This window comes from Paraburkholderia sp. SUR17 (genome assembly GCF_029536165.1).
GTDB lineage: Bacteria > Pseudomonadota > Gammaproteobacteria > Burkholderiales > Burkholderiaceae > Paraburkholderia > Paraburkholderia kururiensis.
In genome coordinates this window covers 270,966-297,376 of sequence record NZ_CP120509.1, presented here as the reverse complement: position 1 = coordinate 297,376, position 26,411 = coordinate 270,966, and the positions used below count along the sequence as shown (strand labels likewise).

Here is a 26,411-nt window from a genome sequence, read left to right as displayed (position 1 = left end):
TTGCCATCCTCGATTTCGAGCGATACGAGCAGCGCGATTGCGTTCGCGTTCACGTCTGCGTTTGCGGTCCCTGCCCTTACGGCGTGGCTGCGCCCGACTCGCCCGTCATGGCAACGAGCACACGGCGCCTGCCCTCGTATGGCGCGCGGCCATGCGATATCAGCACGTTATCGAGCACCATGAGATCGCCGTCATGCCAGTCGAACGAGAGCATCGTTTCGCGATAGACGGCGCGAATCTCGTCGAGCATGGCGGCTTCGATGGGCGTGCCGTCGCCGAAACAGGTGTTGCGCGGCAAACGGTCTTCGTCGACAACGTCCAGCAGCGCTTCGCGCAGCGCCTGCGGCAGATTCGTGAAATGAAAGAGATGCGCCTGGTTGAACCAGACGCGCTCGCCGGTAACGGGGTGACACAGCTCCGACTGACAGACCTCGCGCGTACGCAGCGCCTCGCCATCGTCCAGCCATTCGTATTCGATGCCACGCTCGCGGCAATAACGATCCACGTCGGGGCGTTCAGTGGTGCCAAACACCTGCTGCCATGGCACGTCCAGACCATTGCCATAGTTACGCACGTACATGACGCCGCGCTCGGCGAAACGCCGGCGCAGCGACGGCGACAGCCGCTCGTACACGCGCCGGCTGTCGGCCACCGGCGTGGCGCCGCCCCGTGCCGACGCCACGTCGCAGTAGAACCAGATGCGCGCGGGCCAATGGCGCGTATAGGACTGCTCGTTGTGCTGATCGATCCACTGGTCGGCGGGATATTCCGTGGAGGAGTAGACGCCATTTTCGATGCGGCTTCGCGGCGTGGAACCGAATTCGTAGTCGAGCGCGCGACCGAAATGCGAGACGAAGCGGTCGAAGCCGCCAACTCCCGCCGGATGAAAGCCGCGCAACAACACCCCGCCGTGACTCGACAACGCCGCCTCGATACGCGCGCGCAAGACCGCCAGACTCTCGTCGAGCGGACGGCCGTCTTGTGCCTCGATCACCGCGAGACGCGTGCCGTTGCTTTCGAACACCTGCTCCCTGAGCGCAACCGTATGGGTCAATAGCGTCATGAAGGCTCTCCCGCGAAAGATGGCGCAGCGTCCGCGCACTTCGCTTCGCCGGGCGCCAACGCGGCCTCGAGTGCGGCGGCTATGGCGGCAAGTACCGCGTCTGCGTCTTCGGTGATGAAGAAATGCCCGCCGGGGAAGCGATGAATCGCGCAACGGTCCCGCGTTTCGTGGGACCACGCTTCGACGTCTGCCACATCGTGCGTTGCCGGGTCGTCACGTCCGATGAAGACGTCGATCGCGCAGTCGAGCGGCTGACGGCCCGAGGCCACTCGCATGGCGAAGTGAGCGGGATGCACCCCGCACAAATGGAAATCGGCACGCAGGGCGGGCAGCATGAAATCGATGAACTCGCGGTCGTCGAGTAGCGCCGTGGGTGTCCCACCACGCACGCGCAGGCGCTCGACAAGCACTTCGGATCGAGCCTCGAGCCAGTGCGTTTCGATGCCCCGACGCGCAGGCGAAACGGTTCCCGACGCACCGAACCAGACGGGACCGGGAAGCCCGCGCTGCCGCAGCGCGTGGGTCAGTTCGAGGCCCACGAGGGCGCCCATGCTGTGGCCGAAAATCGCGAACGGGGTCTGCGTATCTAAAGCGCCCGCGACCTCGTCAGCCACCGAGCTAATGAGAGACGGCCAGTCGGCCAGAAGCGGGCGGTCGCGCTTCACGCCATGGCCGGGCAGATCGATCGCCATGACGTCGATGAACGAAGGCAACTGGCGCGGCCATGTCCGATAGAGCGCCGCGTTGCCGCCCGCGTGCGCAAGGCAAACGAGCGTGATGGGCGGCATAACCCCAACCTCTTGCGTCGCGGCGCGCATCGCTCAGACAGCCGCCGTTCCGGCGCCGCGCGACGCCTCTCCTGCTTGCGCCATCGCCTTGCGCAGGCTCAACGGACGCATGTCGGTCCACACCTCGTCCACCCACCGGAGGCATTCGTCCTTCAATCCCGACTTGCCCGCGGCGCGCCAACCGGCGGGAATCGCCTTGTATTCCGGCCAGATCGAGTACTGCTCTTCGTCGTTCACCACCACGACAAACTGCGTGTTTTCGTCGCCCCAGCTCATAATTTTTCCGTCCTCCGCACGTTTCAAATGAATGCGAATGCAAGTCATTATCATTTACGTGATGATGGATAGAGCAAGGCACGCTGTCAAGTTACTTTTTGTGGAGCGCTAGCGCTTACGGGCGCGAGCCTGTACCCGCACTCCTCGTGAGGCGGCTTCGGCTCGGAAAGGTCATCGTGATGACGAGTCCGCCATCGGACGCGTTGGAGACCTGAAGCGTGCCGCCGTGATGGCGGACGAGGCGGCGCACGATCGCGAGCCCCAGGCCGCTGTGCGCGGTGCCGCCGCGCGCAGGATCGAGCCTGACGAACGGGCGCAGCACGCGGTCGAGGTCAAGCTCGGGCACGCCGGGACCATGGTCGCGCACCACGAGTTCGTAATGGTCCTCGTGCGCTCGCGTCGAAATCTCGACGGGCGGCTCGCCATAGGTCAGCGCATTTTCGACGAGGTTCGAGAGGATACGGTCGATATCGACCGTGGGCAGCATGAAGTCCGGCCCCGCGTGCAGATCGAGCGTGACGAGCGCATCCGCGTCGGGTTCGCCGCCGGGACTCAGTGCATCGGTGTAATCGCGGCGGCAGTGCGTGTCTACGCTGATCTGCGGCGAGCCTTCGGGGCTCTCGCGGGCGAAGTCGAGAAACTGCGTGATGACGCGCGACATGGATTCGGTATCGCGCAGAAAGCCGTCGCGATCGGCGCGGTCGGTCAGCAGGTCCGCACGCACCTGCATGCGCGTGATCGGTGTGCGCAGGTCGTGCGCGATGCTCGCGAGCATCACGGCGCGCTCGCGCTCGGCCTCGGCCAGTTCGCGCGTCATGTCGTTGAAGTCGTCGATCAACTCGCGCACCTCACGCGGTCCGCGCTTGCGCACGAGGCTCGCATGAACGCCCATGCGATGCTCGCGCGCCGCGGCGGCGAGGTCGCGTACCGTCCCGTTGAACCGCCACGCGAGCACCACCGCGACCACGACAGCAAACGCCAACGTCAACGCCAGCGCGCCGGTGAAGCGGTAGAGCGGCACGTCTGCCTGCGGCAGCACGATGCCGCGCGTGCTGTCTGCCGGGAGCACGCGCAGCGTGCCGTCGTTGTCCATTGCCACGTGGGTGCCCGGCGGCAGCACGTGCCGCAGTTGCCGTTCGATGGGCCCGATCGTGTCGACGCGAAAGCGCTGCGCCTCAGCGGTCGGCAGTTTCTTCAGGTCCACGAACGAAATGCCGAGGATGTTCGCCACCGACCGCTCGCCGCTCTCCTGCCCGCCCATGCTCGCGGCCGCCTCTACGACGCGCGAAATATGGAAGGCGGCGAGGCTTGCGCGGGTTCGGTCGATCAGCAGCAGCGACGTGAGGTGAACCAGCACGAGCAGGCCCACCGTCGTGATGGCGAGCCGGCCGAACATCGAATCAAACGGATTCTTCATCGGCCGGGCTGTCGGGAATGAACATGTAGCCCACGCCGCGCATGGTCTGAAGCCGGCGCGGATTGGACGGATCGTCTTCGATCAGGCGGCGCAGGCGCCACACCGGCACGTCGATGCCGCGTTCCGTTACTTCGGCGTCCGGACCGTAGAGCAGTTCGATGAGCCGCGTGCGCGAGAGTGTTTCCATGGGATGCGAGGCGAGCACTTCGAGCAGCGCGTACTCGCCGCCGGTGAGCTTCACAGGTTCGCCCTCGCACAGCAACGTGCGCGACGAGAAGTCCAGTTCGAAACGGCCGAACCTGCACGGCACGCGCTTCTCCTGCGCCGCCGTGGTTTGCGGCCGGCCCTGGCGGCGCAGCACTGCATGAATGCGCGCGAGCAGTTCCTGCGGCATGAACGGCTTGGCGAGATAGTCGTCCGCGCCGAGTTCAAGACCCAGCACGCGGTCCACGCCTTCCGCACGCGCGGTCAGCATGATGACCGGAATCGTGTCGCCGCTGACGCGCAACTGTTTGAGCGCGGTGAGGCCATCCACGCCCGGCATCATGAGATCCAGCACGATGATGGACGGACGCTCGCGCTCGAGCCGCCGCGCCAGATTCGTGGCGTCGTGCAAGACAGAGAAAGCGATGCCGCGCTGCTGGAAGAACTTGCGCAGCAGGTCGCGCAGTTCGGCGTCGTCGTCGACGAGCAGGACTTGCAGCGCGGAGTCGGGGATGGAAGGAGCGTGCACTTCGGGCATTCGGGGCGGCGTGAGGACGGAATGATGGTAGCCCGGAGAGGGCCTGGCTGGCTTTCGGAATATTACTGAGATTTGCGCCCGCTGACGAAACCGGCACGAAAACCGGGCCGCGCGGGTATTTCGTACGCCGAAAGCCCGATTCTCTTTCGGCTGTCTTCGCGCGTCACGGGACAGTAAGTTTCCGTAAGCACGAAAAAATGCGCCGTCGGTAGCGTTACGCCTTGCCCAGCACCGGTTCCGCAGGGGTGCCGCCAAGGTGCCACTAAAGCGTCCGGTGCCGTCCCGCTCTCGTATTGCGAGGCATCGCGAGGCATCGCGATGTCCAAACAGGTCAAAGATGAAAACGCCAATCCTTCCGAACCACGACGCGCCCCGCCGCACGGCGCCCAGGCCGCGCCGGCTGTTTGCCGCACTCTCGATACTCGCGATACTCGGCACCGCCGGCTGTAGCAAGCAGGCCGGCGGGCCGCCCGCCGGCTTCGCCGCCCAAACCGCCCAGGTGGGCGTGCTCACGCTCGCGCCGCAGCACATCGTGGAAACCACCGAACTCTCCGGCCGCCTTTCCTCGCAAAAAGTCTCCGACGTGCGCCCGCAGGTGGGCGGCATCATCCTCAAGCGCCTGTTCGTGGAAGGCGGCGACGTGAAGGCGGGCCAGGTGCTTTACCAGATCGATCCGGCCACGTACCAGGCCGCCTACGACCAGGCGCGCGGCACGCTCGAAAACGCGCGCGCCACGTTGGCCGATGCGAAGACGAAAGCGGACCGCTACACGGAACTCGTGAAGATCAACGCCGTGAGCAAGCAGGACTACGACGACGCAGTCGCCGCCGTCCACCAGGACGCCGCCACCGTGACAGCCGACGAGGCAGCGCTCGAATCCGCGCGTGTGAACCTCGAATACACGCGGGTGCGGGCGCCTATTTCCGGGCGCATCGGCGCATCCACGGTGACGGAAGGCGCGCTCGTCACCTCGGGCCAGACCACTGCGCTCGCCACGATCCAGGCGTATGACCAGATGTACCTCGACGTCACGCGGCCCAGCGTCGAATGGCTGAAGCTGCGCAAGGCGTTCGCTTCCGGGCGCCTCAAGAAGACGGGCACCGACAGCGCCGCCGTCACGCTCGTGATGGAAGACGGCACCGAATACGCGCACCCCGGCGCGCTGCAGTTCTCCGGCGTCACGGTGGATGCCACCACCGGTTCCGTCACGCTGCGCAGCACGTTCCCGAACCCTGAGCGCGAATTGCTGCCCGGCATGTTCGTGCGCGCCCGTCTTGAAGAGGGCGAGAACGACAACGCGATACTCGTGCCGCAGATGGCCGTGACGCGCGCGTCGGACGGCAAAGCGAGCGTCTACGTGGTGGACGCGGCCAGCAAGGCGCAGCAGGTGCAGGTAGTGGCCGACAACGCGTTCGGCGACCAGTGGATCGTGACGTCGGGCCTGCATGCGGGCGACCGCGTGATCGTGAGCGGTCTGCAAAGCGTGCATGCGGGCGCGCCGGTCAAGGTCGCCGCCGATACGTCGCAGACGCAGGAGAAAGCGGCATCCGCCGCATCCGATGCAGCCGACGCATCCGCAGCCGACACGGCCTCGGTCGTGTCGGCACAACGCTAGGCGGAGAACGGCATGGCAGAGTTCTTCATCAAGCGTCCCATTCTCGCGTGGGTCATGGCCATCGTCATCATGCTGGTGGGTGCGGCGGCGGTCACGACTCTTCCTGTCGCGCAGTACCCCACCATCGCGCCGCCCTCGGTGCAGATAACGGCCACCTACCCCGGCGCCTCCGCCGACACCGTCGCGGCCACCGTGACCCAGGTGATCGAGCAGAAGCTGAGCGGCATCGACAACGTGCTGTACATGTCGTCCACGAGCAGTTCCGCGGGGCAGGCCACCATCACGCTGACGTTCAATCCCGGCACGAATCCCGACATCGCGCAGGTGCAGGTGCAGAACAAGGTGACGCAGGCCACGCCTACCCTGCCGGAGACCGTGCAGGAGCAAGGCGTGCAGGTGGCGAAGGCATCGACGAACTTCCTCCTGATCGTCGCGCTCTCGTCGCCGGGCGGCACCTGGAATTCGGTGGATCTGGGCAACATCATCGCCACGCAGATCGAAGATCCGCTTTCGCAGTTGAACGGCGTGGGCGACGTGACGCTGTTCGGCGCGCAGCACGCCATGCGCATCTGGCTCAACCCCGTGAAGCTGCACAGCTTCGGACTCACGACCTCGGACGTGACCACGGCTATCACGAACCAGAACGTCGAACTTTCCTCGGGGCAGGTAGGCGGGTCGCCGGCAACGGATTCGCAGGCCATCAACGCGACCATCCGCTCGTCGAGCCTTCTGACCACGGCCGATCAGTTCGCCAACATCCTGCTGCGCGTGAACACCGACGGCTCACGCGTGCTGCTGAAGGACGTGGCGCGCGTCGAAGTGGGCGGCGACAGCTACGAGACGTCGTCGCGCCTGAACGGCAAGCCCGCCGCGGCGCTCGCCATCAAGCTCGCCACGGGCGCCAACGCGCTGGATGCAGCCAACGCCGTGCGCGCGAAGCTCGCCGAAATCCAGCCGCAATTGCCGAAGGACGTCGCGATCAGTTATCCGTACGACACCACGCCGTTCGTGCGCATCTCGATCGAAGAAGTCGTGAAGACGCTGTTCGAAGCCGTCGTGCTCGTCTTCCTCGTGATGTACCTGTTCCTGCAGAACGTGCGTGCCACGCTGATTCCGACCATCGTGGTGCCCGTTGCACTGCTCGGCACGTTCGGCGTGATGTCGATGATCGGTTTTTCGATCAACGTGCTCTCGATGTTCGCGATGGTGCTCGCCATCGGCCTGCTCGTGGACGACGCCATCGTGGTGGTGGAAAACGTCGAGCGCATCATGAGCGAGGAAAAGCTGGGCCCGAAGGAAGCCACGCAGAAAGCGATGGGGCAGATTACCGGCGCGCTGATCGGCGTGACCACGGTGCTCACCGCCGTGTTTATTCCCATGGCGTTCTTCGCGGGCTCCACGGGCGCGATCTACCGGCAGTTCTCCATCACCATCGTCTCGGCGATGCTGCTGTCCGTCATGCTCGCGCTCACGCTTACGCCGGCGCTGTGCGCCACGCTGCTCAAGCGCATCGACGTGGAGCACCACGAAAAGCGCGGCTTTTTCGGCTGGTTCAACCGGTGGTTCGCAAAGAGCAACGCGGGCTACAGTTCCACGCTCGCTCGCGTGGTCGCGCGGCCCGCGCGTTACATGCTGCTCTACGGCGTGATCGCAGGCATCGTGGCGCTGCTCTATGTCACGCTGCCCTCCTCGTTCCTGCCCGACGAAGACCAGGGCTACTTCATCGTGTCGATCAGCGCGCCGGCGGGCACGCCGGCCTCCCGTACGCTGAAGACGGTGGAGGCCGTGGAGCAGTACGTGCTGAAAGACGAGCCGGGCGTCAAGCAGATCATCGCCATCAATGGCTTCAGCTTCAACGGGGAAGGACAAAACAACGCCATTGCGTTCGTGGACCTCAAGGACTGGAGCCAGCGCGGCGCCCATGACAGCGCACAGGCCATCATCGCGCGCGCCAATCAGCATTTCGCCGGCAATCGCGACGCGCGCATCTTCGTGCTGAATCCGCCCGCCATTCAGGAACTGGGTACGCAAAGCGGCCTCGACTTCGAGATAGAAGACCGTGGCGACGCAGGCCACGACAAGCTGCTCGCGGCACGCAACCAGTTCCTCGGCATGGCGTCGCAAGAGCCGACGCTCGCAATGGTGCGCCCGTCCGGCCTTGAAGACACGCCGCAGCTGAAGGTGGACATCGACCGCGAAAAAGCCAACGCGCTGGGGCTTTCCATCTCCGACGTCAACGACACCTTGCAGACCGCGTTCGGTTCGTCCTACGTGAACAACTACATCGACACGGGGCGCGTGCAGAAGGTCTATGTGCAGTCCGACGCGCCGTATCGCATGATGCCCACGGACCTCGGCAACTGGTACGTCAAGGCCAGCAGTTCGTCGTCCAGCTCGTCGTCGAGTTCGGGTTCAAGCTCGTCCTCGTCTTCCACCACGACGACGAGCACCACAGGCTACGACTCCACGATGGTGCCGTTCTCGTCGTTCGCAAAGAGCCACTGGACGTTCGGGCCGCCGCAGATCGAGCGTTACAACCGGCAGCTCGCCATGGGTATTTCAGCCGCCACGCGGCCTGGCGTGAGCACCGGCGAGGCCATGAACGCGGTCGAGCAGCTCGCGCACAAACTGCCGCCCGGCTTCGCTCTGGAATGGACGGGACAGTCTTACCAGGAGAAGCAGGCCGGCTCGCAGGCTACGACGCTCTACGCGATCTCGCTCGTCGTCGTGTTCCTGTGCCTCGCAGGTCTCTATGAAAGCTGGTCGATTCCGCTCGCCGTGCTACTCGTCGTGCCGCTCGGCGTGCTGGGCGCGTTGCTTGCCGCTCACGGGCGCGGACTCTCGAACGACATCTACTTCAAGGTGGGGCTGCTGGCCACGATCGGGCTTTCCACGAAGAACGCCATTCTGATCGTCGAGTTCGCGAAGGACCTCCAGGCGCAAGGGCACAGCCTTGTGGATGCCGTGCTCGAAGCGGCCCACATGCGTCTGCGACCTATCCTGATGACCTCGCTCGCGTTCGTGTTCGGCGTGCTGCCGCTCGTCATCAGCACGGGCGCCGGCGCCAGCGCGCGCCACGCTATCGGCACGGGCGTCACGGGCGGCATGATCGCGGCCACGGTGCTCGCCATCTTCTTCGTACCGGTCTTCTTCGTCGTGGTGCGCAGACTGTTCAAGGAACACGGTCACACCACGGACTCCGCTGACATCAACGAGGGCAACGCATGAAACGCACACTGATCGCCCTTCTCTGTGCGGCCGCACTGGCAGGCTGTACGCTCGACCCGACGTACCAGCGCCCGGCCGCGCCGGTCGACAGCACCTGGTCCACCGTGCCCGCGCCGGCGCAGCAGAAGCCCGCGCAGGGTACGGCTGCGGCACCGCTGGGTGCCGACCTCGGCTGGCGCGACTTCTTCAAAGACCCGCGCCTGCAAAAGCTGATCGAACTCGCGCTCGCCAACAACCGCGACATGCGCGTGGCCGCGCTCAACGTAGCGGAATACGAAGCGCAGTACCGCATTGCGCGCGCGAACATCGGCCCGACCATCAGCGCATCCGGCTCGGTCACGCGCGAACGCGTGGAAGGCTCCACGAGCGCCTACAGTTCGAGCAGCGCGAGCGTGGGCCTCACGTCGTGGGAAATCGACTTCTTCGGCCGCCTGCGCAGCCTGAAGCGCCAGGCGCTGGAGCAATATCTCTCGACGGACGCCGCGCGCACCAGCACGCAGATCAGCCTGATCGCGACAGTCGCCACGGACTATCTGCAACTGCTTTCCGACGAAGCTCTGTTGCAGATCACGCAGAACACCGTGGACGCCGACCAGCACACCTACGACCTCACGGTCAGCATGATGAAGATGGGCAGCGCGTCGCTGCAGGACGTGCGCCAGGCCGAAAGCTCGCTTGCCAGCGCGCGGTCGAGCCTCGCTTCGTACACGCGTGCAGTGGCGCAGGATCGCAACAACCTCGTCGCCGAAATCGGCGCGCCGCTGCCCGACGATCTGCCGCAGGGCCCGTCTCTGATGGAAAGCGAAAACACGCTTGCGGACGTTGGCGAAGGCGTGCCGTCGGATCTGCTCACGCGCCGCCCCGACATTGTCGAAGCGGAGCACACGCTGAAGGCCGCCAACGCGAACATCGGCGCGGCGCGGGCAGCGTTCTTTCCGAAGATCGAGCTGACGGCTTCGGCGGGCACCACGAGCGGCAGCCTCTCGAACCTCTTCAAGGCCGGCACGGGCGCGTGGACGTTTGCACCGTCCATCTCGGTGCCCATCTTCGACTTCGGCTACAACCGCGCCTCGCTGGACGTGGCGAAAGTCGAAAAGGACATCGACATCGCCAACTACGAAAAGGCCATCCAGACGGCGTTCAAGGAAGTGTCCAACGCGCTCGCGGGACGCACGACCTACGTCACGCAGGTGGCTGCGGACCGCGACTACGTGGGCTCGGCGCAGCAGTACTACGACCTCGCCCAGGCACGCTACCGCAGCGGCACCGACAGCTTCCTGACGCTGCTCGACGCGCAGCGCACGCTCTACACCGCGCAACAGCAACTCGTCACCGACATGCTCGCCAAGCAGTCGAACCTGATCACGCTGTACAAGGTGCTGGGCGGCGGGTGGTCGGAGACAGGCGCGGTGGCGCAGCGCTAGTCGTGCGTGCCACAGACCGCTGGCCGCTCGCCATCGCGGAAATACGCGCGCTCAGAACGGCGTGGCAATCTGCGCCTGAACGACGAGGCTGTTGCGCGTGCGGTTGCGCACGGCCGTTTCGGTATAGGCGTTGAGCCACAGCGCGCGGTTGCCGCTCATCTGCCAGAAGAGGCCCGGACCGATGCCCAGCACCTGTTCGCGCCCGGCCACGGACGTGCCGTTGATCCGGTTGTCCGCAAGCTGGCGGAAAAAGTAGCCGTTGATGCCCACATGCAACGTGGGCGTAAGCGCGTAGGACGTCGTGAAATTGATCCAGGCGGCCTGGCCGGCTTGCGTGTCGCTAACGGGCTGGTTGTCGAACGCGAGCGGGTAGCTCGCCGCCGGATCGTGATTCTTGAAGTTGTACAGGTAATGCAGCCGCCAGCTGATCTCGACCTTGGGAAGCGGAAACAGCGAGGCCGCCCAGTATGGATTCAGGGAGAAATACCCGGAACTCTGGTTGAGGTCTGCGTTGTGCTTGTACTGCCCCGTCGGCGCAATCACGTCGAACTCGAAACGCTGCACGAACAGAGGCTGCCCCGAAGAGCCCAGAATGGGCGCGTACTGAAGTTGCGGTCCGAACGTCACGTCCCCCAGCGCCGTGCCGCCGCCCGACAAGCTCGCCCCAGGCTGGTCGAAACTGCCATGCAGCCACGTGAGCGGCACGATCACGTTGAAGCCCAACGTCCCGCCCGCCAGCTGCCACGGGGATGCATAGGCCAGATGATTGACCCACGTGAACGAATCGACACGGGGATGACGGAACGCGCTGTTCGTGCTGCCGTCCGCGTTCTTGATCGAATCCGCCGTCGAATAGCGCACTTCGCTGAGATACGACCAGCCGGGCGGCCCTGAAAATCCGTCGAAGAAGCTCGTGGAACCGAGATTGAGACCCTGCGGCTCCGAAACCGTCGGCGCACGTCCCACCGCGGTCTGCGCGAATGCCGGCGCGGCGCTCGCAAGGCATGCCGCCAACAATAGCCGCCGTCCGGCTTTCGCAATAAATTTAGTGATGCCAATCATCATGTTTGTCTCCAGATATGCCGGCAGATTCCGGCTGTTGTTGTAATGAACGAATCGGGGGATGCTGCGTTGTTTCACACCGCAGCGGGCCGTTGCTCAGCGCCGCCGCGGCATCGATCTGTCTGGTGCTACAGCGCAGGTTCGACCGGGCGAATGACGTTGGCGGACACTGCCTGGCCCGGCGCGGAAAACTGGACCATTTCCGCACCCAGGTATTCGAGGATGTCGAGGTCCGCCACACCGTTGACGACGTGGAACGTGGTAGGCAGTTGCTCGAACGTCGCGCGATGCCAGTTCACCGAGCCGCCCGCGGCTTTCCACTTCCTGAAGTTAGCGCCGCCGAACTTGATGGGCGACGTGTCGCCCGCCGCGCCCGGTTGGGGCTGCGAGGTGGTGGCGTAGGCCACATCGCAGCCGCCGCTACCGAAGCTGCCCGTGCGCGGCATGTACTTGTAGAAGAGCGCCGCGCCGCCCGGCCCCGGCAGCTTCGGCTCTTCGTGCACTTCAACCAGGCCGTGAAGCGCGATCTCGAAGAACCTGAAGTCGAACCACGAGGCCGATCCGCCCGCTGTGCCGTGCGCATGATCGATCTCGAGCGCCGGAATGTCCGCGAACAGCTTCGGGAACCCGAGTTCCTCGCGGCCCGTCAAGATCGCGTCGGGAATGCCTTCCCAGAGCACGGGGCAGAACGCGCCGTCGATGGTTTCCGTTCTGCCGTGATAAGTCGTGGGAATCTCGATCATGGCGATGCCGTACCCGCGGCCCGCCAGCCAGTACAGGTTGCTGAAGAACGCGAGCGACGCGTGGACTTCAGGCTCGCCTCGCAGCCGAAAGCCGGGCGGCAGGATGCGCTCCAGCTGCTCGCGGTGCGTGCGGTATTTGACGGTCATCCACGTGGCGTTCATGGTGCCCGCTTCCTCGGGCGTCCACAGCGTGCCATCGGCTTTTTGACGCGGACCCGGCGCGGGTCCGAACACGGCAGGCATGCGATAGCGCACGCCCGGTTTGAATTCGACGGTCATGATCGAATGTTCCTGGTTGGGTTGAAGGGTTCAGAACGGGTAGTGGCGCGGCGTGGTCTGCACCGTGAGCCAGCGCAGTTCGGTGAATTCGTGTACGCCCGCGCGGCCGCCGAAGCGGCCCAGTCCGCTCGCCTTGACGCCGCCGAACGGCATCTGCGGTTCGTCGTGGACGGTGGGACCGTTGATATGGCAGATGCCGGAGTCGATGCGCCGCGCGACGTCGAAAACGCGACCCACGTCGCGGCCGAATACCGCTGCAGAAAGGCCGTACTCGTTGTCGTTGGCGCGGGCAATCGCCTCTTCCACACCGTTCACGCGCACGATCGGCTTCACGGGGCCGAACGATTCCTCGCGGTAGACGTTCATTGCAGGCGTCACGTGGTCGAGCAAGGTGGCAGGCATGAGCGTGTTCGACGCCTTGCCGCCGCACAGCAGCGTTGCGCCTTTCGCGAGGGCGTCGTCGATCAGCGCGTTGCAGCGCTCCACTGTGGCCATGTCGACCACCGACCCCAGCACGACGGGCGCATCCCCACGCGGGTCGCCCATGGGAAGCGAGCGGACCTTGTTCGCGAGACGCTGCACGAAGTCGTCGGCAATCGCGGCATCCACGATGATGCGTTCGGTCGACATGCAGATTTGCCCCGAGTTGGCGAAGGCACCGAAGGCAGCGGCGTTCACGGCATCGTCGAGATCCGCGTCGTCGAGCACCACGAGCGGCGCCTTGCCGCCCAGTTCCAGCACGGCCGGCTTCAAGTACCGCGCGCAAGTGGATGCCACGATGCGCCCCACCCGCGTGGAGCCAGTGAAGTTCACGCGGCGCACGGCGGGGTGGGCGATCATCGTTTCCACCACAGCGGCGGCGTCTGTTGCCGCGTGGGTGACGAAGTTCACGACGCCCGCCGGCAAGCCAGCATCGCGGAAGCTTTCTGCAATCAGGCGGTGCGTGTAAGGACACAGCTCCGAGCCCTTGAGCACGACGGTATTGCCACACGCCAGCGGCACGGCCACGGCACGCACACCGAGAATCACGGGCGCATTCCAGGGCGCCATGCCCAGCACGACGCCTGCGGGCTGACGGACGGCGAGCGCAAGGCAACCGGGCACGTCGGACGGAATCGCCTCGCCGCTCACCTGGGTCGTGAGCGACGCGGCTTCGCGCAGCGTGGCCGCGGCAACCTGCACATTGAATCCCGCCCACGCGGCCGTGGCGCCGGTTTCGGCGCACATGGCCTGCGCGAACTGTGGCGCTCTCGCCTCCAGCGCATCCGCTGCCGCGTTGAGCCGCGCCCGCCGCTCACCCGGACCGAGCGCGGACCACGCGGGAAACGCCGCGGCGGCGGCGTCGACTGCTGCATGGGCGTCGCTCGCGGTGGCTGCCGCGGCATGCGAGACCACCGCGCCCGAAAGCGGATTGCGCCGCTCGAAGGTCGCGCCGGACGAGGCCGGCACGTCCTTTGCACCTACGAGCAGGTTGACTTCATAAGCCATAGGGATGGACCTCCTGTTTGCTGCGAACGGCGCCTGGCGCCGCGCTCACGCGGGTTCGGCCGCGACGGTGTTCTCGATATGGCCAAGGCCCTCGATCTCCACCTTCACCACGTCGCCCGGCTGGAGGAATTTGCCGAGCGCAATGCCGACGTTCGCGCAGGTGCCGGTCGCGATCAGGTCGCCGGGCTCGAGCGTCATGACCTGCGAAAGCTCGTGGATCTGCTCCCAGATGCTGTAGATCATTCCGCCCGTGCTCGCGCTCTGGCGCAGCTCGCCGTTCACCCACAGCTTCATTTGCAGCGCATGCGGGTCGGCAATGTCGTTGGCCGTGGTGATCCACGGGCCGATAGGCCCGTGCGTATCGAACGACTTGCCGAGCGTGAACGTCGGGCTCCTGAACTGCCAGTCGCGCGCGGTCACGTCGTTCGAGACGAAGTAGCCGCCCACCACGGACGGCGCATCCTCCACGCTGACGTAGCGGCAGCGCTTGCCGATCACCACGCCCATTTCGGCCTCGTAGTCCATCTTGTCCGACACGCGCGGCTTGACGATCGGATCGAACGGCCCCGTGATGCAGCTCACCTGCTTGTTGAACCACAGTTGATGGGGCGGCACGGTAATGCCGGCGCGCGCCGCTTCGTCGGCGTGGTCCTGATAGTTCATGCCGATAGCGAGGTATTTCTGCGCATCGGGAATGGGCGCTTCGAGCTTCACGCGCGCGAGCGGCACGCCGTCTTTCACGTCGCGAAGCGTCTGTTCGAGGCGGCTCAGCAAGGCGGGACCGGCGGCCAGCACGTCGCGGATCGAAGCGGGTGCCGAAGGGTCGAGCGCCTTCAAGGCAACGACGCGATCGCCATCCACAGCACCGATGGTGGTCACACCGTCATAGGTGTAGCGGGCAAGTTTCATACAGAGCGCTCCTGCGCAAAAAAATGGAAAGGGGTTCAGGCGAAAAATTCGGGCGTGAGCGGCGGCGCCCATTGGCGAAGTTCGTCCGGCGACATGGGCGCGTGCCCGGCCGGCGTGCCGTCGTTGACCAGATCGCCGTCGGTCCAGTGCTCGATCTTGTTGCCGAACGGGTCGCGCCAGTAGTCGAAGATCTGGCTGCCCTGCACATGGCGGCCCACGCCCCACGAGTGCTCGTAGCCGCGCGACTTCAGGTGCTCGCCGCCCAGCACGACGTCGTCGAGGTCCAGCACTTCGAACGCAGCGTGATCGAAGCGCGAGCGACCGTCCTGCGCCGAGATCAGGGCAACGGTGTGGTGGTCGGTCCATTGCTCGCCCAGCCCGCAGTGCAGGAAGGCGGCAATGGTGTTCTGCTCGCTGCCGGCCCAGTACGTGTCCGATACGCGAAAGCCCAACACGTCGCGATAGAAGGCCAGCATGGCGGGGAAGTCTCGCACCTGGAGCGCGACGTGGCCCAGCCGCAGCACGCCGCTGGGCCGCGGCTGCAGGCGCACGGTCTGGCCCAGACGCCGGCGCGCGCCGCCGCAGTTCATGGCGACCGGGTCGCGCAGCGGCAACGGCGCGTGCCGTGCGGCGCCATGCACGACGTCCACGAGGAAGCCGTCCGGGTCGCGAAAGCGCACGCGCTGCCCGCCGCCCGGCTCCGGGTTGTCTTCCACCTGAACGCCCAGATGCGCAGCGAGCCGCTCGAGATCCGCCGCTTCGGCCGCATGCAGGCCGAAGCCCAGGGTGACGTTGTCGGGACCGAGTTCGCTTACATGCACGTGGTGCGCGGTGTCCGCGGCCCGCATGTACAACGCGTGCTCGCCGCGGGCCGCGCGGTGCAGGCCGAAGTCGAGCAGAAAGGTTTCCATGCGGTCGAGGTCGGTGACCTGATACCGCACGAAGGCAATGTCTTGCACTGTCATCACGAAAGCGTCTCCTTGTGTTGTGCGAGGCGTGGCAGGCGAGCGTGGCATCACGGCCAGCCGAATCCACAAATTCAACAATCAAAGATTAACCTCAAAAAAATCGATAAAACATAGGGAATTCCATAATCTTGACGAACGTGGATGGCGGAAGCGAGAATCGCGGCAAGCTCCCCACATGTACGAACGCTTGCTCTCATGGACACGACCCTCACCTCTCCAGGCGCAAAAAGCCTGACGTCGCTCGCGGTGGAACGCCTGCGCGGCGACATCCTTGCCGGGCAGTTGCGCCCTGCGGAACGGCTGCGCATCCAGGCGCTCAGCGAGCGGTACGGCATCGGCGCTACGGCCATTCGCGAGGCGCTGTCGCGCCTCGTCACCGACGGCCTCGTGGATTCGGAAGACCAGCGCGGCTTCTGCGTCACGCCGGTCTCGCGCGAAGACCTGACGGACCTCACGCAAACGCGTGTGGAAGTGGAAGGCAGCGCGTTGCGGCTGGCGCTCAAGCACGGCGGCATCGACTGGGAGTCCAACGTGCTGTCGGCCTTTCACCGGCTGCAACGCACGCCTATGCCCAGTTCGCCCGAGTTGCACGAAGCGTGGGCGGCGGTGCACCGGCAGTTCCACGAAGCGCTCATCGCGGGATGCGCATCGCCGTGGATGCTGCGGCTGTGCCGGCTGCTGTACGACCAGTCGGAGCGCTATCGCAACCTGGCCGAGCAGTACACGACCGAGAAGAACCGCGACGCGGCGAAGGAGCATCGCGAGTTGATGGAAGCCGCCATGGCGCGCGACGCGGACCGCGCGGTCCAGCTGCTCGCCGGGCACTTCTGGGAAACCACCGGAATCATCCTGAAGGCCGTGTTCAGCGACAACGCAACCTCCCGCACGGCCAAACGCGGCTCCGGGCGCAAACCGCGCAGCAGTGGCGACGAAACATAACGGGGTGCCGCGCGTAAGCCCGCCCCGCTAACGCTGCGGGGCCGCCCGCGCCCTTTCCAGATCACGATGCAGATGCTGCGCACAACGCGGCAGGGGCGGACTTTGCCGTAGCGAGCCGCTCACGAACAAAAGGAGACAACGCAATGCAACCTCACACCGCGCCGGCAAGCGACCGGGCATACGAATTCAAGGCGGTCAGCCTGCTGGCGTTGGGCCTCGGCATGGTCGGGCTCGACCGCTTCATCATCAATCCGCTGTTCCCGGTAATGCAGAAGGAACTCGAGCTCAGCTACCAGGATCTCGGCCTGATTTCGGCCGCGCTGGCGCTGACGTGGGGCGTGGCGTCGATCGCCAGCGGACGCCTTGCCGACCGCGTGGGTCCGCGCCGCGTGTTGATCGCCGCGATGGCCATCTTCTCGCTGCTCGTGGCAACCACGGGGTTTGCAACGGGCCTCGGCAGCCTGCTCGTGATCCGCTCGGTCATGGGCCTCGCCGAAGGCGCCTACGTGCCCGCCAGCATCGTGGCGACCGTGAACGCTTCGAAGCCCTCGCGCGTCGGGCTCAACATCGGCCTGCAACAGATGGCCCAGCCGCTCGTCGGGCTGGGCTTCGGCCCCATCGTGGCCGTCGGGCTGCTCAAGGTGCTGCCAAGCTGGCATTACGTGTTCGCCGCGGTCGCGGTGCCGGGCCTGCTGCTCGCCGCCGTGATGGCGAAGGTGCTGCGCGACCCGGCCCGTGTCGCCGGCGCACCGCGCAACGAGGCAAGCGATTGGCGCACCGTCGCCATGCTCGGCGCCGTGCGCGTGAATACGGCGGCCATGCTCTGCTATCTGACCTGCGTGATCACGCTCTCCGCGTTCATGCCCAATTACCTTACCGACTACCTCCGGCTGAATCTGGATCAGATGGGCATGGTGCTGACGGGCCAGGGCGTGGGCAGCCTGGTCGGCATGGTGGTCATTCCCGCGCTATCCGACCGGTTCGGGCGCAAGCCGATGCTGCTCGCGGCGCTGCTCGCGGAACTCGTGGCGCTCTGGGTGCTGCGCACGATCGGCGCCGAGCCGGTCAAGCTGTTCGCGGCCTTGTTCGTCATTACGTTCATGAACTCGGGCGCCATCGCGATCACGGTGGGGCCGCTCACCAGCGCCGCGGTTCCCGCCCGCCTCGCCGCTTCGGCCACGGGCGTCGTGGTGGGCATCGGCGAAATTGTGGGCGGGGCGCTGGCACCCGCCGCCGCGGGCGCGCTGGCCCACGCCATGGGCATCGCCGTGATTCCGGTCATCGCGTTGGTTGCCACCGCTGCGGGCGCCGCCATCGTGGCGTTCGGCGTGCGCGAGCCCCGCCCGTCCGCACACATCGAAGAGCATCCGGCCAACACGCTGCCCTGAAGCAGCAACGACGGCGAGATAGCGACGAGACAGCGGCAAGGCGCCGCCCACACCCCATTCACGACCTTCCATTGGAGACACGAAGTGACATCCGTATCGCAGCACCCTGACGACGGCGCGTCGGAAAACCTCGCCGACGTGGCGATTGTCGGTTACGGCCCGGTTGGCCAGGCGCTGGCCTTGAAGCTCGCGCTGGGCGGGCACCGGGTCGTCGTGATCGAACGCTGGCCGCAGCTGTACGGCCTACCGCGCGCGGTCGGGCTCGATCACGAGGCGATGCGCGTCCTGCAGTCGCTCGGCATCATCGACGAATTCGAACCCAACACGTGCCTGAGCCACGTCTACGAATGGCGCAACGGCAAGGGCGAACTGCTGGTCGCCTTCCCTGGCCTCGACGAAATAGCGGTGTCCGGCTGGCCGCGGCAATTCGGGTTCAGCCAGCCCGCGCTCGAACGTCTGCTCGACGAGCGCATCGGCCGCGCCTACGCGGACCGCGTCACGGTGCATCGCAACCTCACCGTCGTGGCCGCCACCGGGCATCCCGACAAGGTGGTGCTCGAAACGCGGCCTACCGGAGAGATCGACGGCGAGCCTCGCCATATCGCCGCGCGCTACGTGGTGGGATGCGACGGCGCCGGCAGCTTCGTGCGAGACGCAATGGGCGCCTCGCTCGTGGACCTGGGCTTCGTTGCGGACTGGCTCGTGGTGGACGTGCAGCCGCGCGACCCATCGCAATGGAGCGCGGACGTGATCCAGGTCTGCGATCCGCAAGGCCCGACGACGATGGTGCCAGGCGGTCCCGGACGCCGCCGCTTCGAATTCATGATGCTCGAAGGCGAACACAAGGACGAGCAGAACAACCCGCAGGCCGCCTGGGCCCGGCTGGAACGGTGGGGCTGGACGCCTGCCAACGCGATTCTGGAGCGCCACGCCGTCTATACGTTCCGCGCCGCCGTGGCCGACCGGTGGCGGCGCGAGCGGCTGATGATTGCCGGCGACGCCGCTCACCTCACGCCGCCTTTCGCCGCGCAGGGGCTCTGCGCCGGCCTGCGCGACGTGATCGCGCTCGCGTGGCGGCTCGATGCCGTGTTGCGCGGCGAGGCCGAAGCGACGCTGCTCGACAGCTACGGGCCGGAACGGCAGGCGCATGCCACCGCGCTCATCGAGTTCGCCGTGATGCTCGGCAAGATCATCTGCGTGCTGGACCCGGCCAAAGCGGAAGAACGCGATCAGCAACTGCGCAACGACACCGGCCGCGGCGAACAGAAGTGGCCGGCGCCGCGCCTTGGCCACTCGCCGCTCGTGCGCGAAAACGACCCAGGCGCCGGATGGCTCGGCGTGCAGGGGCGCGTGCAGCTTGGCGAGCGGACCGCCCGTCTCGACGACCTGATCGGCTCGGGCTTCGTGCTGATCGGCCACGGGCACGATCCGTCGAACGCGCTCACCGCCGAGCAGCGGCGCTTTCTCGCGGGCATCGGCGCAACGGCGATCGGCATCGGCGGATCGTGCGCGGCCCGCGACGTCGACGGCACCTACGCACGCTGGTTCGAGCAGCTGGGCACCACCGCCGTGCTCGTGCGGCCGGACTTCTATGTATTCGGCAGCGGTGAGGCGCCGGTGCTCGTCGGCGACCTCATGGCCGCCTGGACACGCGGCGTGTCGGCGTTCACCGCGGAGGCCGCATGAACGCGGACATGGCACCCCGGCATGCCGCGCTCGAGCGGCACGGCGAGCGCGTCCGGCGGCTTGCCGCCGGCGACCTTGCCGGCCTCGCCGACCTGCTGGACGACGATCTGGTCTACGTGCATTCCACGGGGCTCGTGCAAGGCAAAGCCGAGCTGGTCGGTTTCTTTACGCAGACGCTGCACGTGCTGGACATTCGGACCCGCATCGCGCACTTCGCGCAGGGCAGCGACATGGCCTGCATCGGCCTGTTTCAGCGCATGCACGCGCAACTGCAAACGGACCCGCCGCGCGAGCTATGCACGTACAGCTACGTGAGTGAAACGTGGCGCCTGTGCGGCAGTGGCAGTGGCTGGCGTCTGCGGCATTTCCAGTCCACGGCGGTCAGCGAGCAAGCGGCGCAGCTTTGATTCGTGTCGAAGAGGCGTGGCCACGTTCGTCGTGGGGCCGCGCTTTTTCCAGATGCGAGGCATGCTCGCCACGTGCTCCACGACATCGCCGCCGCGCGTAAAGCCGGTGCCTTGCGCACCGGCGCTTCTGCGCTCCTGCGCTTCTGCACGAAACGCGTGCCCTATTCGATCCGAGCGACCTCGTCGAAGGAAAGACGCGGCCCTCGCGGACGATAGCCCGCCGGGTCCGCCACGCCCAGATTGAAGAGGAAGTTCGTCGTCCACGTCGTATCGCGGAAGAACGCCTCGTCCACCTTGGCGCGGTCGAAGCCGCTCATCGGCCCCACCGCCAAACCCGCCAGCCGCGCCGCGATCATCAGATACGCGCCCTGCAGGCTCGCATTGCGCAACGCGGTCTCGGCCGCCAGCCCGGCATTGGCCACGTACATGCCGGCAATGCCGGGCACCGCGGGAAACTGGGTGGCGAGCTGCTCGTGGAATTGCCGGTCCATCGCGACGATGACCGTCACGGGTGCAGCCATGGTCTTCTCGACGTTGCCCGGAGCGAGCGCATCCTTGAGCTTCGCCTTCGCGGCAGCGCTGCGCACGAACACGAGCCGCATCGGCTGGCAGTTCATCGACGTCGGGCCGAACTTTGCCGCCTCGTACAGCGCCTTGAGCGCATCGTCGCCAATGGCATCGCTGGTGAACCGGTTGGCGCTTCGCGCGTGCAGGAACGGTTGCTCGAAAACAGCGGGATCGATCAGATAAGTCATGAGAACAGGTCTGGATAGAGTGAAGAGACTGTGTGCGTTGCGCGCCGAACGACGTGCCGAACGACGCACCGAACGTCACGTGGCCACAGCGGGCCACGCGCCGTTCACGGGTGACGGGGCGGCGCGATCTTGTTGATGCTGTTCCAGTGCTCGGCCAGCTTCCCGTCGCGCAGCCGAAACGCGTCGAACACGAAGTAGTCGTAGAACGCACCGGGCTTCGCGGGCTCGGGCTGCGGCACGTAGCCCGCAATGATCACGACGTCGCCCTCGGCCACGAGCAGCGCGGGCGGCGGCGAAAGCTCGTCTTTCACGGGCAGCGGCGGCGCATCGCCAAAGAGCCCGCGCAGGTAGCGCTCGAGGCCGTCCGCCCCGTCGGGAATGTGCCGGCAGTGCTGTTTGTAGTCGGCGGTGACGAAGTCTTTCGCCGCAGCGGGATTGCGCGCCTCCAGCACGTGCCGGAAGAAGTCGACGACCACCTGGCGGTTCTTCTGTTCGAGGGTGGGTTCAGCGGTTGCGTTCATGGTTGGAGTGCCTCATTGGACGAATATCATCGGACGGGTAAAAAATTGAACGGCGTTCTTCACGGTCTGGACAGACCCGTGATGCGGCCCAGGTCGACGACCAGAAACATGCCCACCATCCAGCCGCTGCGGATCGGCGTGGTGGAGACGGAAGCCAGCACGGCGGTGTTGGGATGCAGGAAATACTGCGCAAAGCCCTGGACCAGCACGCCGGGCACAAGGCCGAACTGGCCGTGTACGTCGAACGTGAAGGTGTTGCGGGCCACGCCTTCGTTGACGACCGGCACGGCGCCTCCCGTGGACGCATTCAGCATGCCGGTGAAGGCCGCCCGAGCCTGCTGCTCGTATAGCGCCCGCTCGCTGCTCAGGCGGATGTAACGCACCGTGGAGCCCACCATCGCCGCGGGGTTGTTGCGCAGAAAGCCGCCGTACTCCGCGCCGCCATAAGCTTCGATCGGATAGCTCTGGCCCGGGCCAGGTGTGATGAACGCGCCGCCGTACAGGGCAACGTTGCGCGGCACCGGGCCTGATGCTTCGTCCGCGCGCCACACCACTTTTCTCGCCTGTCCGTAGAAGCCCCACGTGCCGCGCCCGTGTTCGAGCGGCGTGCCCGACGAATTGAGCGCCTGGCTGGACCCGTCCACGTTGTACAGCGCGTCCTGATACGGCGACGTGCGGTGATAGATGCCGGCCTCGGCCTTCAGCGGATACCGCGTTTCGGAGAAGTCTGTTTCGTGCAGCACGTTGACGATGCCGGTCCAGCCCGTCCTCGTTCTCGTGCGCCAGTCCCAGCCGGTGGTGTTCTGCCAGATGTCGGTGTTGTCCTCGATCACGCCGAGCCCGAGCCGCGTGTTGCGCGACAGCGCATACGCCATGCGGGCGCCCCATACCGACTTCGTCACACCGGGTGCGTCGAGCACGTTGGCCATCGTCGAATTCACGCAGCCGCTGCACATCGTCGTCACCATGAAGTCGTCGTTCAGGTTCATGCGGCCGTACTCGATATGAAGCCGCTTGTTGAACAGATCGTGCGACAGCGTGAATTTCACGAGATCCGTGCTTTCGGGCTCCACAGGAAAAGGTGTGAACGCAGAGCCCGTCTGGAACAGGTAGGTCTTCGTGTTGTGCGAAGGCCGGTTCCACGACTCCGTGATGTTGAACTGCGTGTCGGGAATGCCGACGAGCTTGTCGAGGTCCACATTGGCCTTCATGAACAGCGCGCCGTAGTCCGCCGACTTGCCGGGCGAAATGCCCGTGGACGGATTCGCGAAATAGGCGTTCGTGAAGAGCAGGCCAAGGCTCACACCGTGCTCCTCCAGCACGTCGCCTACGTGAGCGAGCGGCCCCTGCCTCGCCGCGGGCCCTTCACCGGGCGGCACGGACGGAACGGGCAAGCCCACGCCCGGCGGGTTCTGGCGCGTCTCGGTTTGCGCCTGCAGCAACGAGGAGGACGCAGGCGTTGCCGCGGCGGCGCTCGGCGGCGCGCTGCCAGCGACCGTCGTACTGGCCGTACTGGCGACACTGACCGCACTTGCCGCGTTTGCCGTACCGGGGGCACTTGCCGCACTGGCCGCACTTGCGGCCTGCACAACGCTCGCGTTCGCAGCAGGAACGCTGGAATCCGACGATTGCGCCGCGTAGGCGCCCTGGGCAGCGAGCAATAGCGAGCCCGCTGCAATCACATTGAATGCAGTTGTCATGTCGATGTCCCGATGCGGGTGTGTGTTTTAGTTGTTTCCCGTTTCGGGACCGACGAATGCAGGCCGGCGTGCCGTCTCGCGCGCCTTGGGCGGCGCGGCAAGCGAGACGGCCAGGGTCGCGACGACCGAGAGCGATATGCACAAGGCGAACACCGGCGAATAGCTGCCGGTACGGTCGAATACCGCGCCGGCGGCCCCCACCAGGAACGCACCCGACCCCGTGCCCACGGCCATCATCAGACCCAGCAGTTGCGGAAAGACGTTCGCGCCGAAGTAGTTGCCGAGCAAGGCCATCAGGCAGACCTGCGAGGCGCCGTAACCAAGCCCCACGGGCACGGCGAACATCCACGACCCTGCGTCGCCCTGAGGATGAACGGCAAGAATCAACCCTGCGGTAAGCGACGCGATGGCCACCGCGCCAATGCGCTGAATGGAAAAGCGGTCGCCCAGCACGCCGGCCAGCGCATTGCCCGCGAGCGATGCCGACACCATGATCGAGACGGCAAACGCAGCACTGCCCGACGAGTAGCCGCTGTCGCGCAGATGCACGACGCCGTGGGCCATCATGAGCATCCAGTCGAAGCCGACCACGCACATGTACAGCATGATGAGCCAGTAGGAGCGCTCGCCGAGCGCTTCACGCCATGTCGAAAACACCGGCGCCGTGGGTCCGGATGCGGCGGGCAACGGCGCAGCGACAGCGCCTTCGCCGGCCGGTTCGTCGCGCCGGATGGCGAACGCCGCAATCAGGAACGCAAGCAGGGCGAAGCCGGACATCACATACCAGCCAGCGCGCCATTCGCCGCCGTCCAGAACAATGGCCTTTTCGAGAAAGGGAGCGGCGATCATGCCGCCAACGTCGATTGCCGAAAATACGATGGACACGGCAAGCGCGCGCCGGTCGGGAAACCATTTCGCCACGGCGGCCTGCGCCGGCAGCAGACCCGAACAGGCCACGCCGCTGCCCACCAGCAGCCCGAATACGAGCGGAAACTGCCACGCGTGCCTCACTGCTTCGGCCATGGTGAGCGTGCCGGCCGCGAGCAATGCCGTTCCGGCGAGGATCACGCGCTTCACGCCCACGCGACGAACACCCATCGCGATGATCGGTCCGGGCGCGCCCATCATGAGAATGAACACGCCGAAGCCTGTGCCGATGACGGTCCGGTCGAAGTGCAGCGCGTCCGCCATGTGTGCGTTCACCACGCTTGCGCCGATACTGGGCAGCGCGGCCGCAAAGACGACGATGACCCAGAGTGCTGCGATCAAACGCCACCGGTAGGCGCTACTGCGCTGCGGCTGCTCAACGGGGTGCTTAACAGGCCGCTCAACGGTCTGAATAAGGGTCTGCGCCTGATTGCCCGGCGAAGACGAACCATCCTGAATGGAACTCATGCATGTCTCCTACGTTGTCATTTTTTGCCGACTGTTTTTGCCGACTGTTTAGTGCAATGCCTCGTGAGCGAGGCATGAAGAACGAGGTATCAGCCTGCCGCCTTGGGCCCAGCCACATCCGGCAGACCGCCGGCAAACATGCCGAACGGCGGGCGTCCGAGCAGATAGCGTCCGTAGATTTCACCGAGCGGGTCGACGCGCACGGCGCCGTGCAGATTGGCCACGCGGATATCGCGCACGAAGCGCTGAATGGGATTGGTGTCGCGCGCCGTGGATGACCCGAGACACAGCTGGATCATGCCCACCGCGTCGTCGCACATCTTCGCGCCGTAGGCCGTGTGCATGGTCATCTGCGATTCCGCTTCGGCGGAAAGGACCGTGCCTTCCAGCGCCGAGCAGTCCACGATTTCGGCGTAACGCTGAATGAGCGCCTGCGCGGCGCCGATCATGGCGTCCGCCTTGGCCGCCACGATCTGGGTGGACGGCATGTCCGCCACTGTTTCGTACGGCAGATTGAAGGGCTTGAGCTTCTGCGTCTGCTCCATGAAACACTCGAGCGCGCCCTTCGCCATACCGTGAGCGATCGCCATGACCGTGAGGTGCGTGACGAGCATCAGGCCCCGCGCATCGACGCGATACGCGATGCCGCGGTACTTGCCCTTCAGCGCATCCATGCGCGGCCCCAGTTCGGCGAGGTCCAGATAGCGATGTGCCGGCACGAACACCTCCTCGCGCGCCGTGACGCTGTTGCTGCACGTGCCTCGCATGCCCATGACGTGCCAGTCATCGAGAATTTCGTATTGGCCGCGCTTGAGCAGCGCCATGCCGCGACGGACCACGCCATCCGCCCCTGCGATTTCCACGCCCACCGTTACCCAGCCCGCGTGCTTGCAGCCGCTGCCGAAGTGCCACGTGCCCTTCACCATGTAGCCGCCCTCCACTACGCGCGCTTCGCCTACGCGTGTCGAAAAGACGGAGGCGCCCGCAGCAAGCGGCCCTTGCCAGCTGTCGCGTTCCGAAAACACCTCTTCCACCGCCTGCTCTGGAAAAGGCAGCAAATTGCGCGTGCCACCCGCGACGAATGCCATCCAGCCGGCCGCGCCGTCGGCCCGGCCGATTTCCGACACGATGTCCACGACGTCGCGAATGCCGAGCGCGTATCCACCCAGCTCGACGGGCGTCGTCAGCTTGAACGCGCCGGCCTGAGTCAGCGCTTCGAGCGTCGGGGCAGGCACCTCGCCCGCTGCCTCGCCCGCGAGCGCGTGCTGCCGGATGAGCGGCACCAGTTCGGTCATCCGGTTGCGCAGTTCGCGCCCCGTCTCGGTGGTCAGCTCGGTTGGCAGATCAAAGCGGGGGGTCGGGAAAAACGGCGCAGTCATGTGATAAATGTCCTTTGGAAAAATTGGGCCGCCATGCGTGCATGTCATGCGACTGGTCGGGATGCCTGAATGTGCATCGCCGCGCGTTGCAGATGAAGTCACAACACGTCTAAGCGCGACGTCTCAACGGCGACGTCGCGCAATACGTCGTAATGACGCACGGGGCGAACGTGGTGTTTTCCCGGCTGGGCCGCAGAGGGCGGACCCTCTAGCATCGGAATCCGGACTCACGGATTGGC

22 protein-coding genes are annotated in these 26,411 nt (G+C 65.8%); 7 read left to right on the top strand and 15 right to left on the bottom strand.

The window, feature by feature from the left end; genetic code table 11:
• Positions 1-76: 76 nt before the first annotated feature.
• The 5 genes from P2869_RS18835 to P2869_RS18815 form a co-directional block, all read right to left on the bottom strand.
• Positions 77-1,063: a TauD/TfdA family dioxygenase gene (locus P2869_RS18835; RefSeq protein ID WP_277599155.1), complete on the bottom strand. Its 987-nt coding sequence runs from the start codon at positions 1,061-1,063 to the stop codon at positions 77-79.
• Positions 1,060-1,851, bottom strand: a complete 792-nt coding sequence (locus P2869_RS18830; protein WP_277599154.1) for an alpha/beta fold hydrolase — start codon at positions 1,849-1,851, stop codon at positions 1,060-1,062. Before P2869_RS18830 ends, P2869_RS18835 begins: the two co-directional genes overlap by 4 nt.
• Before the next feature lie 33 nt (positions 1,852-1,884).
• Positions 1,885-2,127 carry an MbtH family NRPS accessory protein gene (locus tag P2869_RS18825; protein ID WP_277599153.1) on the bottom strand — a complete coding sequence of 81 codons (243 nt, stop codon included), beginning with the start codon at positions 2,125-2,127 and terminating at the stop codon, positions 1,885-1,887.
• 115 nt (positions 2,128-2,242) lie between these two features.
• Positions 2,243-3,544 carry an ATP-binding protein gene (locus P2869_RS18820; RefSeq protein WP_277599152.1) on the bottom strand — a complete coding sequence of 434 codons (1,302 nt, stop codon included), beginning with the start codon at positions 3,542-3,544 and terminating at the stop codon, positions 2,243-2,245.
• Positions 3,528-4,286: a response regulator gene (locus P2869_RS18815; protein ID WP_017773364.1), complete on the bottom strand. Its 759-nt coding sequence runs from the start codon at positions 4,284-4,286 to the stop codon at positions 3,528-3,530. Before P2869_RS18815 ends, P2869_RS18820 begins: the two co-directional genes overlap by 17 nt.
• Before the next feature lie 337 nt (positions 4,287-4,623).
• Here P2869_RS18815 and P2869_RS18810 point away from each other — a divergent pair, with 337 nt between their 5' ends.
• Genes P2869_RS18810 through P2869_RS18800 form a run of 3 tightly spaced genes read left to right on the top strand, consistent with a single transcriptional unit; the run spans position 4,624 to position 10,553 of the window.
• Positions 4,624-5,901 carry an efflux RND transporter periplasmic adaptor subunit gene (locus P2869_RS18810; RefSeq protein ID WP_277599151.1) on the top strand — a complete coding sequence of 426 codons (1,278 nt, stop codon included), beginning with the start codon at positions 4,624-4,626 and terminating at the stop codon, positions 5,899-5,901.
• Positions 5,902-5,913: 12 nt separating this feature from the next.
• Positions 5,914-9,129 (top strand): efflux RND transporter permease subunit, encoded by a 3,216-nt coding sequence (locus tag P2869_RS18805; protein ID WP_277599150.1) that lies wholly within the window; start codon positions 5,914-5,916, stop codon positions 9,127-9,129.
• Complete coding sequence (locus tag P2869_RS18800) at positions 9,126-10,553, top strand: efflux transporter outer membrane subunit (RefSeq protein WP_277599149.1); 1,428 nt, start codon at positions 9,126-9,128, stop codon at positions 10,551-10,553. Before P2869_RS18805 ends, P2869_RS18800 begins: the two co-directional genes overlap by 4 nt.
• Before the next feature lie 51 nt (positions 10,554-10,604).
• Here the strand turns inward: P2869_RS18800 and P2869_RS18795 are convergent, their stop codons facing one another.
• The 5 genes from P2869_RS18795 to P2869_RS18775 form a co-directional block, all read right to left on the bottom strand.
• Positions 10,605-11,618, bottom strand: a complete 1,014-nt coding sequence (locus P2869_RS18795) for a transporter (RefSeq protein WP_017773360.1) — start codon at positions 11,616-11,618, stop codon at positions 10,605-10,607.
• Positions 11,619-11,743: 125 nt separating this feature from the next.
• Positions 11,744-12,637, bottom strand: a complete 894-nt coding sequence (locus P2869_RS18790; protein WP_017773359.1) for an acetoacetate decarboxylase family protein — start codon at positions 12,635-12,637, stop codon at positions 11,744-11,746.
• 30 nt (positions 12,638-12,667) lie between these two features.
• Positions 12,668-14,125: an aldehyde dehydrogenase gene (locus tag P2869_RS18785; protein ID WP_017773358.1), complete on the bottom strand. Its 1,458-nt coding sequence runs from the start codon at positions 14,123-14,125 to the stop codon at positions 12,668-12,670.
• A gap of 45 nt (positions 14,126-14,170) precedes the next feature.
• A complete protein-coding gene (locus P2869_RS18780; RefSeq protein ID WP_017773357.1) occupies positions 14,171-15,034 on the bottom strand; it encodes a fumarylacetoacetate hydrolase family protein in 864 nt (287 codons plus the stop codon).
• 35 nt (positions 15,035-15,069) lie between these two features.
• Positions 15,070-15,999, bottom strand: coding sequence for a VOC family protein (locus P2869_RS18775; protein ID WP_277599148.1), 930 nt, complete (start codon positions 15,997-15,999; stop codon positions 15,070-15,072).
• Between the two features lie 198 nt (positions 16,000-16,197).
• On the opposite strand from P2869_RS18775, the gene P2869_RS18770 reads away from it, so the two are divergent.
• The 4 genes from P2869_RS18770 (at position 16,198) to P2869_RS18755 (ending at position 20,422) form a co-directional block, all read left to right on the top strand.
• A complete protein-coding gene (locus P2869_RS18770; protein ID WP_277599147.1) occupies positions 16,198-16,941 on the top strand; it encodes an FCD domain-containing protein in 744 nt (247 codons plus the stop codon).
• Positions 16,942-17,084: 143 nt separating this feature from the next.
• Complete coding sequence (locus P2869_RS18765; protein WP_277599146.1) at positions 17,085-18,329, top strand: MFS transporter; 1,245 nt, start codon at positions 17,085-17,087, stop codon at positions 18,327-18,329.
• Positions 18,330-18,413: 84 nt separating this feature from the next.
• On the top strand, positions 18,414-20,015 hold the full coding sequence (locus P2869_RS18760) for a bifunctional 3-(3-hydroxy-phenyl)propionate/3-hydroxycinnamic acid hydroxylase (RefSeq protein WP_277599145.1): 1,602 nt from the start codon (positions 18,414-18,416) through the stop codon (positions 20,013-20,015).
• Positions 20,012-20,422, top strand: coding sequence for a DUF4440 domain-containing protein (locus tag P2869_RS18755; RefSeq protein WP_277599144.1), 411 nt, complete (start codon positions 20,012-20,014; stop codon positions 20,420-20,422). Before P2869_RS18760 ends, P2869_RS18755 begins: the two co-directional genes overlap by 4 nt.
• Positions 20,423-20,583: 161 nt before the next feature.
• Here P2869_RS18755 and P2869_RS18750 read toward each other — a convergent pair whose 3' ends face one another.
• The 5 genes from P2869_RS18750 to P2869_RS18730 all read right to left on the bottom strand — a co-directional run bounded on the left by P2869_RS18750 (position 20,584) and on the right by P2869_RS18730 (position 26,172).
• Positions 20,584-21,177, bottom strand: coding sequence for a malonic semialdehyde reductase (locus tag P2869_RS18750; RefSeq protein ID WP_277599143.1), 594 nt, complete (start codon positions 21,175-21,177; stop codon positions 20,584-20,586).
• Between the two features lie 104 nt (positions 21,178-21,281).
• A complete protein-coding gene (locus tag P2869_RS18745; RefSeq protein WP_017773348.1) occupies positions 21,282-21,698 on the bottom strand; it encodes a nuclear transport factor 2 family protein in 417 nt (138 codons plus the stop codon).
• Between the two features lie 59 nt (positions 21,699-21,757).
• Positions 21,758-23,398 carry a carbohydrate porin gene (locus P2869_RS18740; RefSeq protein ID WP_277599142.1) on the bottom strand — a complete coding sequence of 547 codons (1,641 nt, stop codon included), beginning with the start codon at positions 23,396-23,398 and terminating at the stop codon, positions 21,758-21,760.
• 27 nt (positions 23,399-23,425) lie between these two features.
• Positions 23,426-24,793 (bottom strand): MFS transporter, encoded by a 1,368-nt coding sequence (locus tag P2869_RS18735; protein ID WP_277599141.1) that lies wholly within the window; start codon positions 24,791-24,793, stop codon positions 23,426-23,428.
• 89 nt (positions 24,794-24,882) lie between these two features.
• Complete coding sequence (locus P2869_RS18730; protein ID WP_277599140.1) at positions 24,883-26,172, bottom strand: acyl-CoA dehydrogenase family protein; 1,290 nt, start codon at positions 26,170-26,172, stop codon at positions 24,883-24,885.
• Between the last annotated feature and the right edge of the window lie 239 nt (positions 26,173-26,411).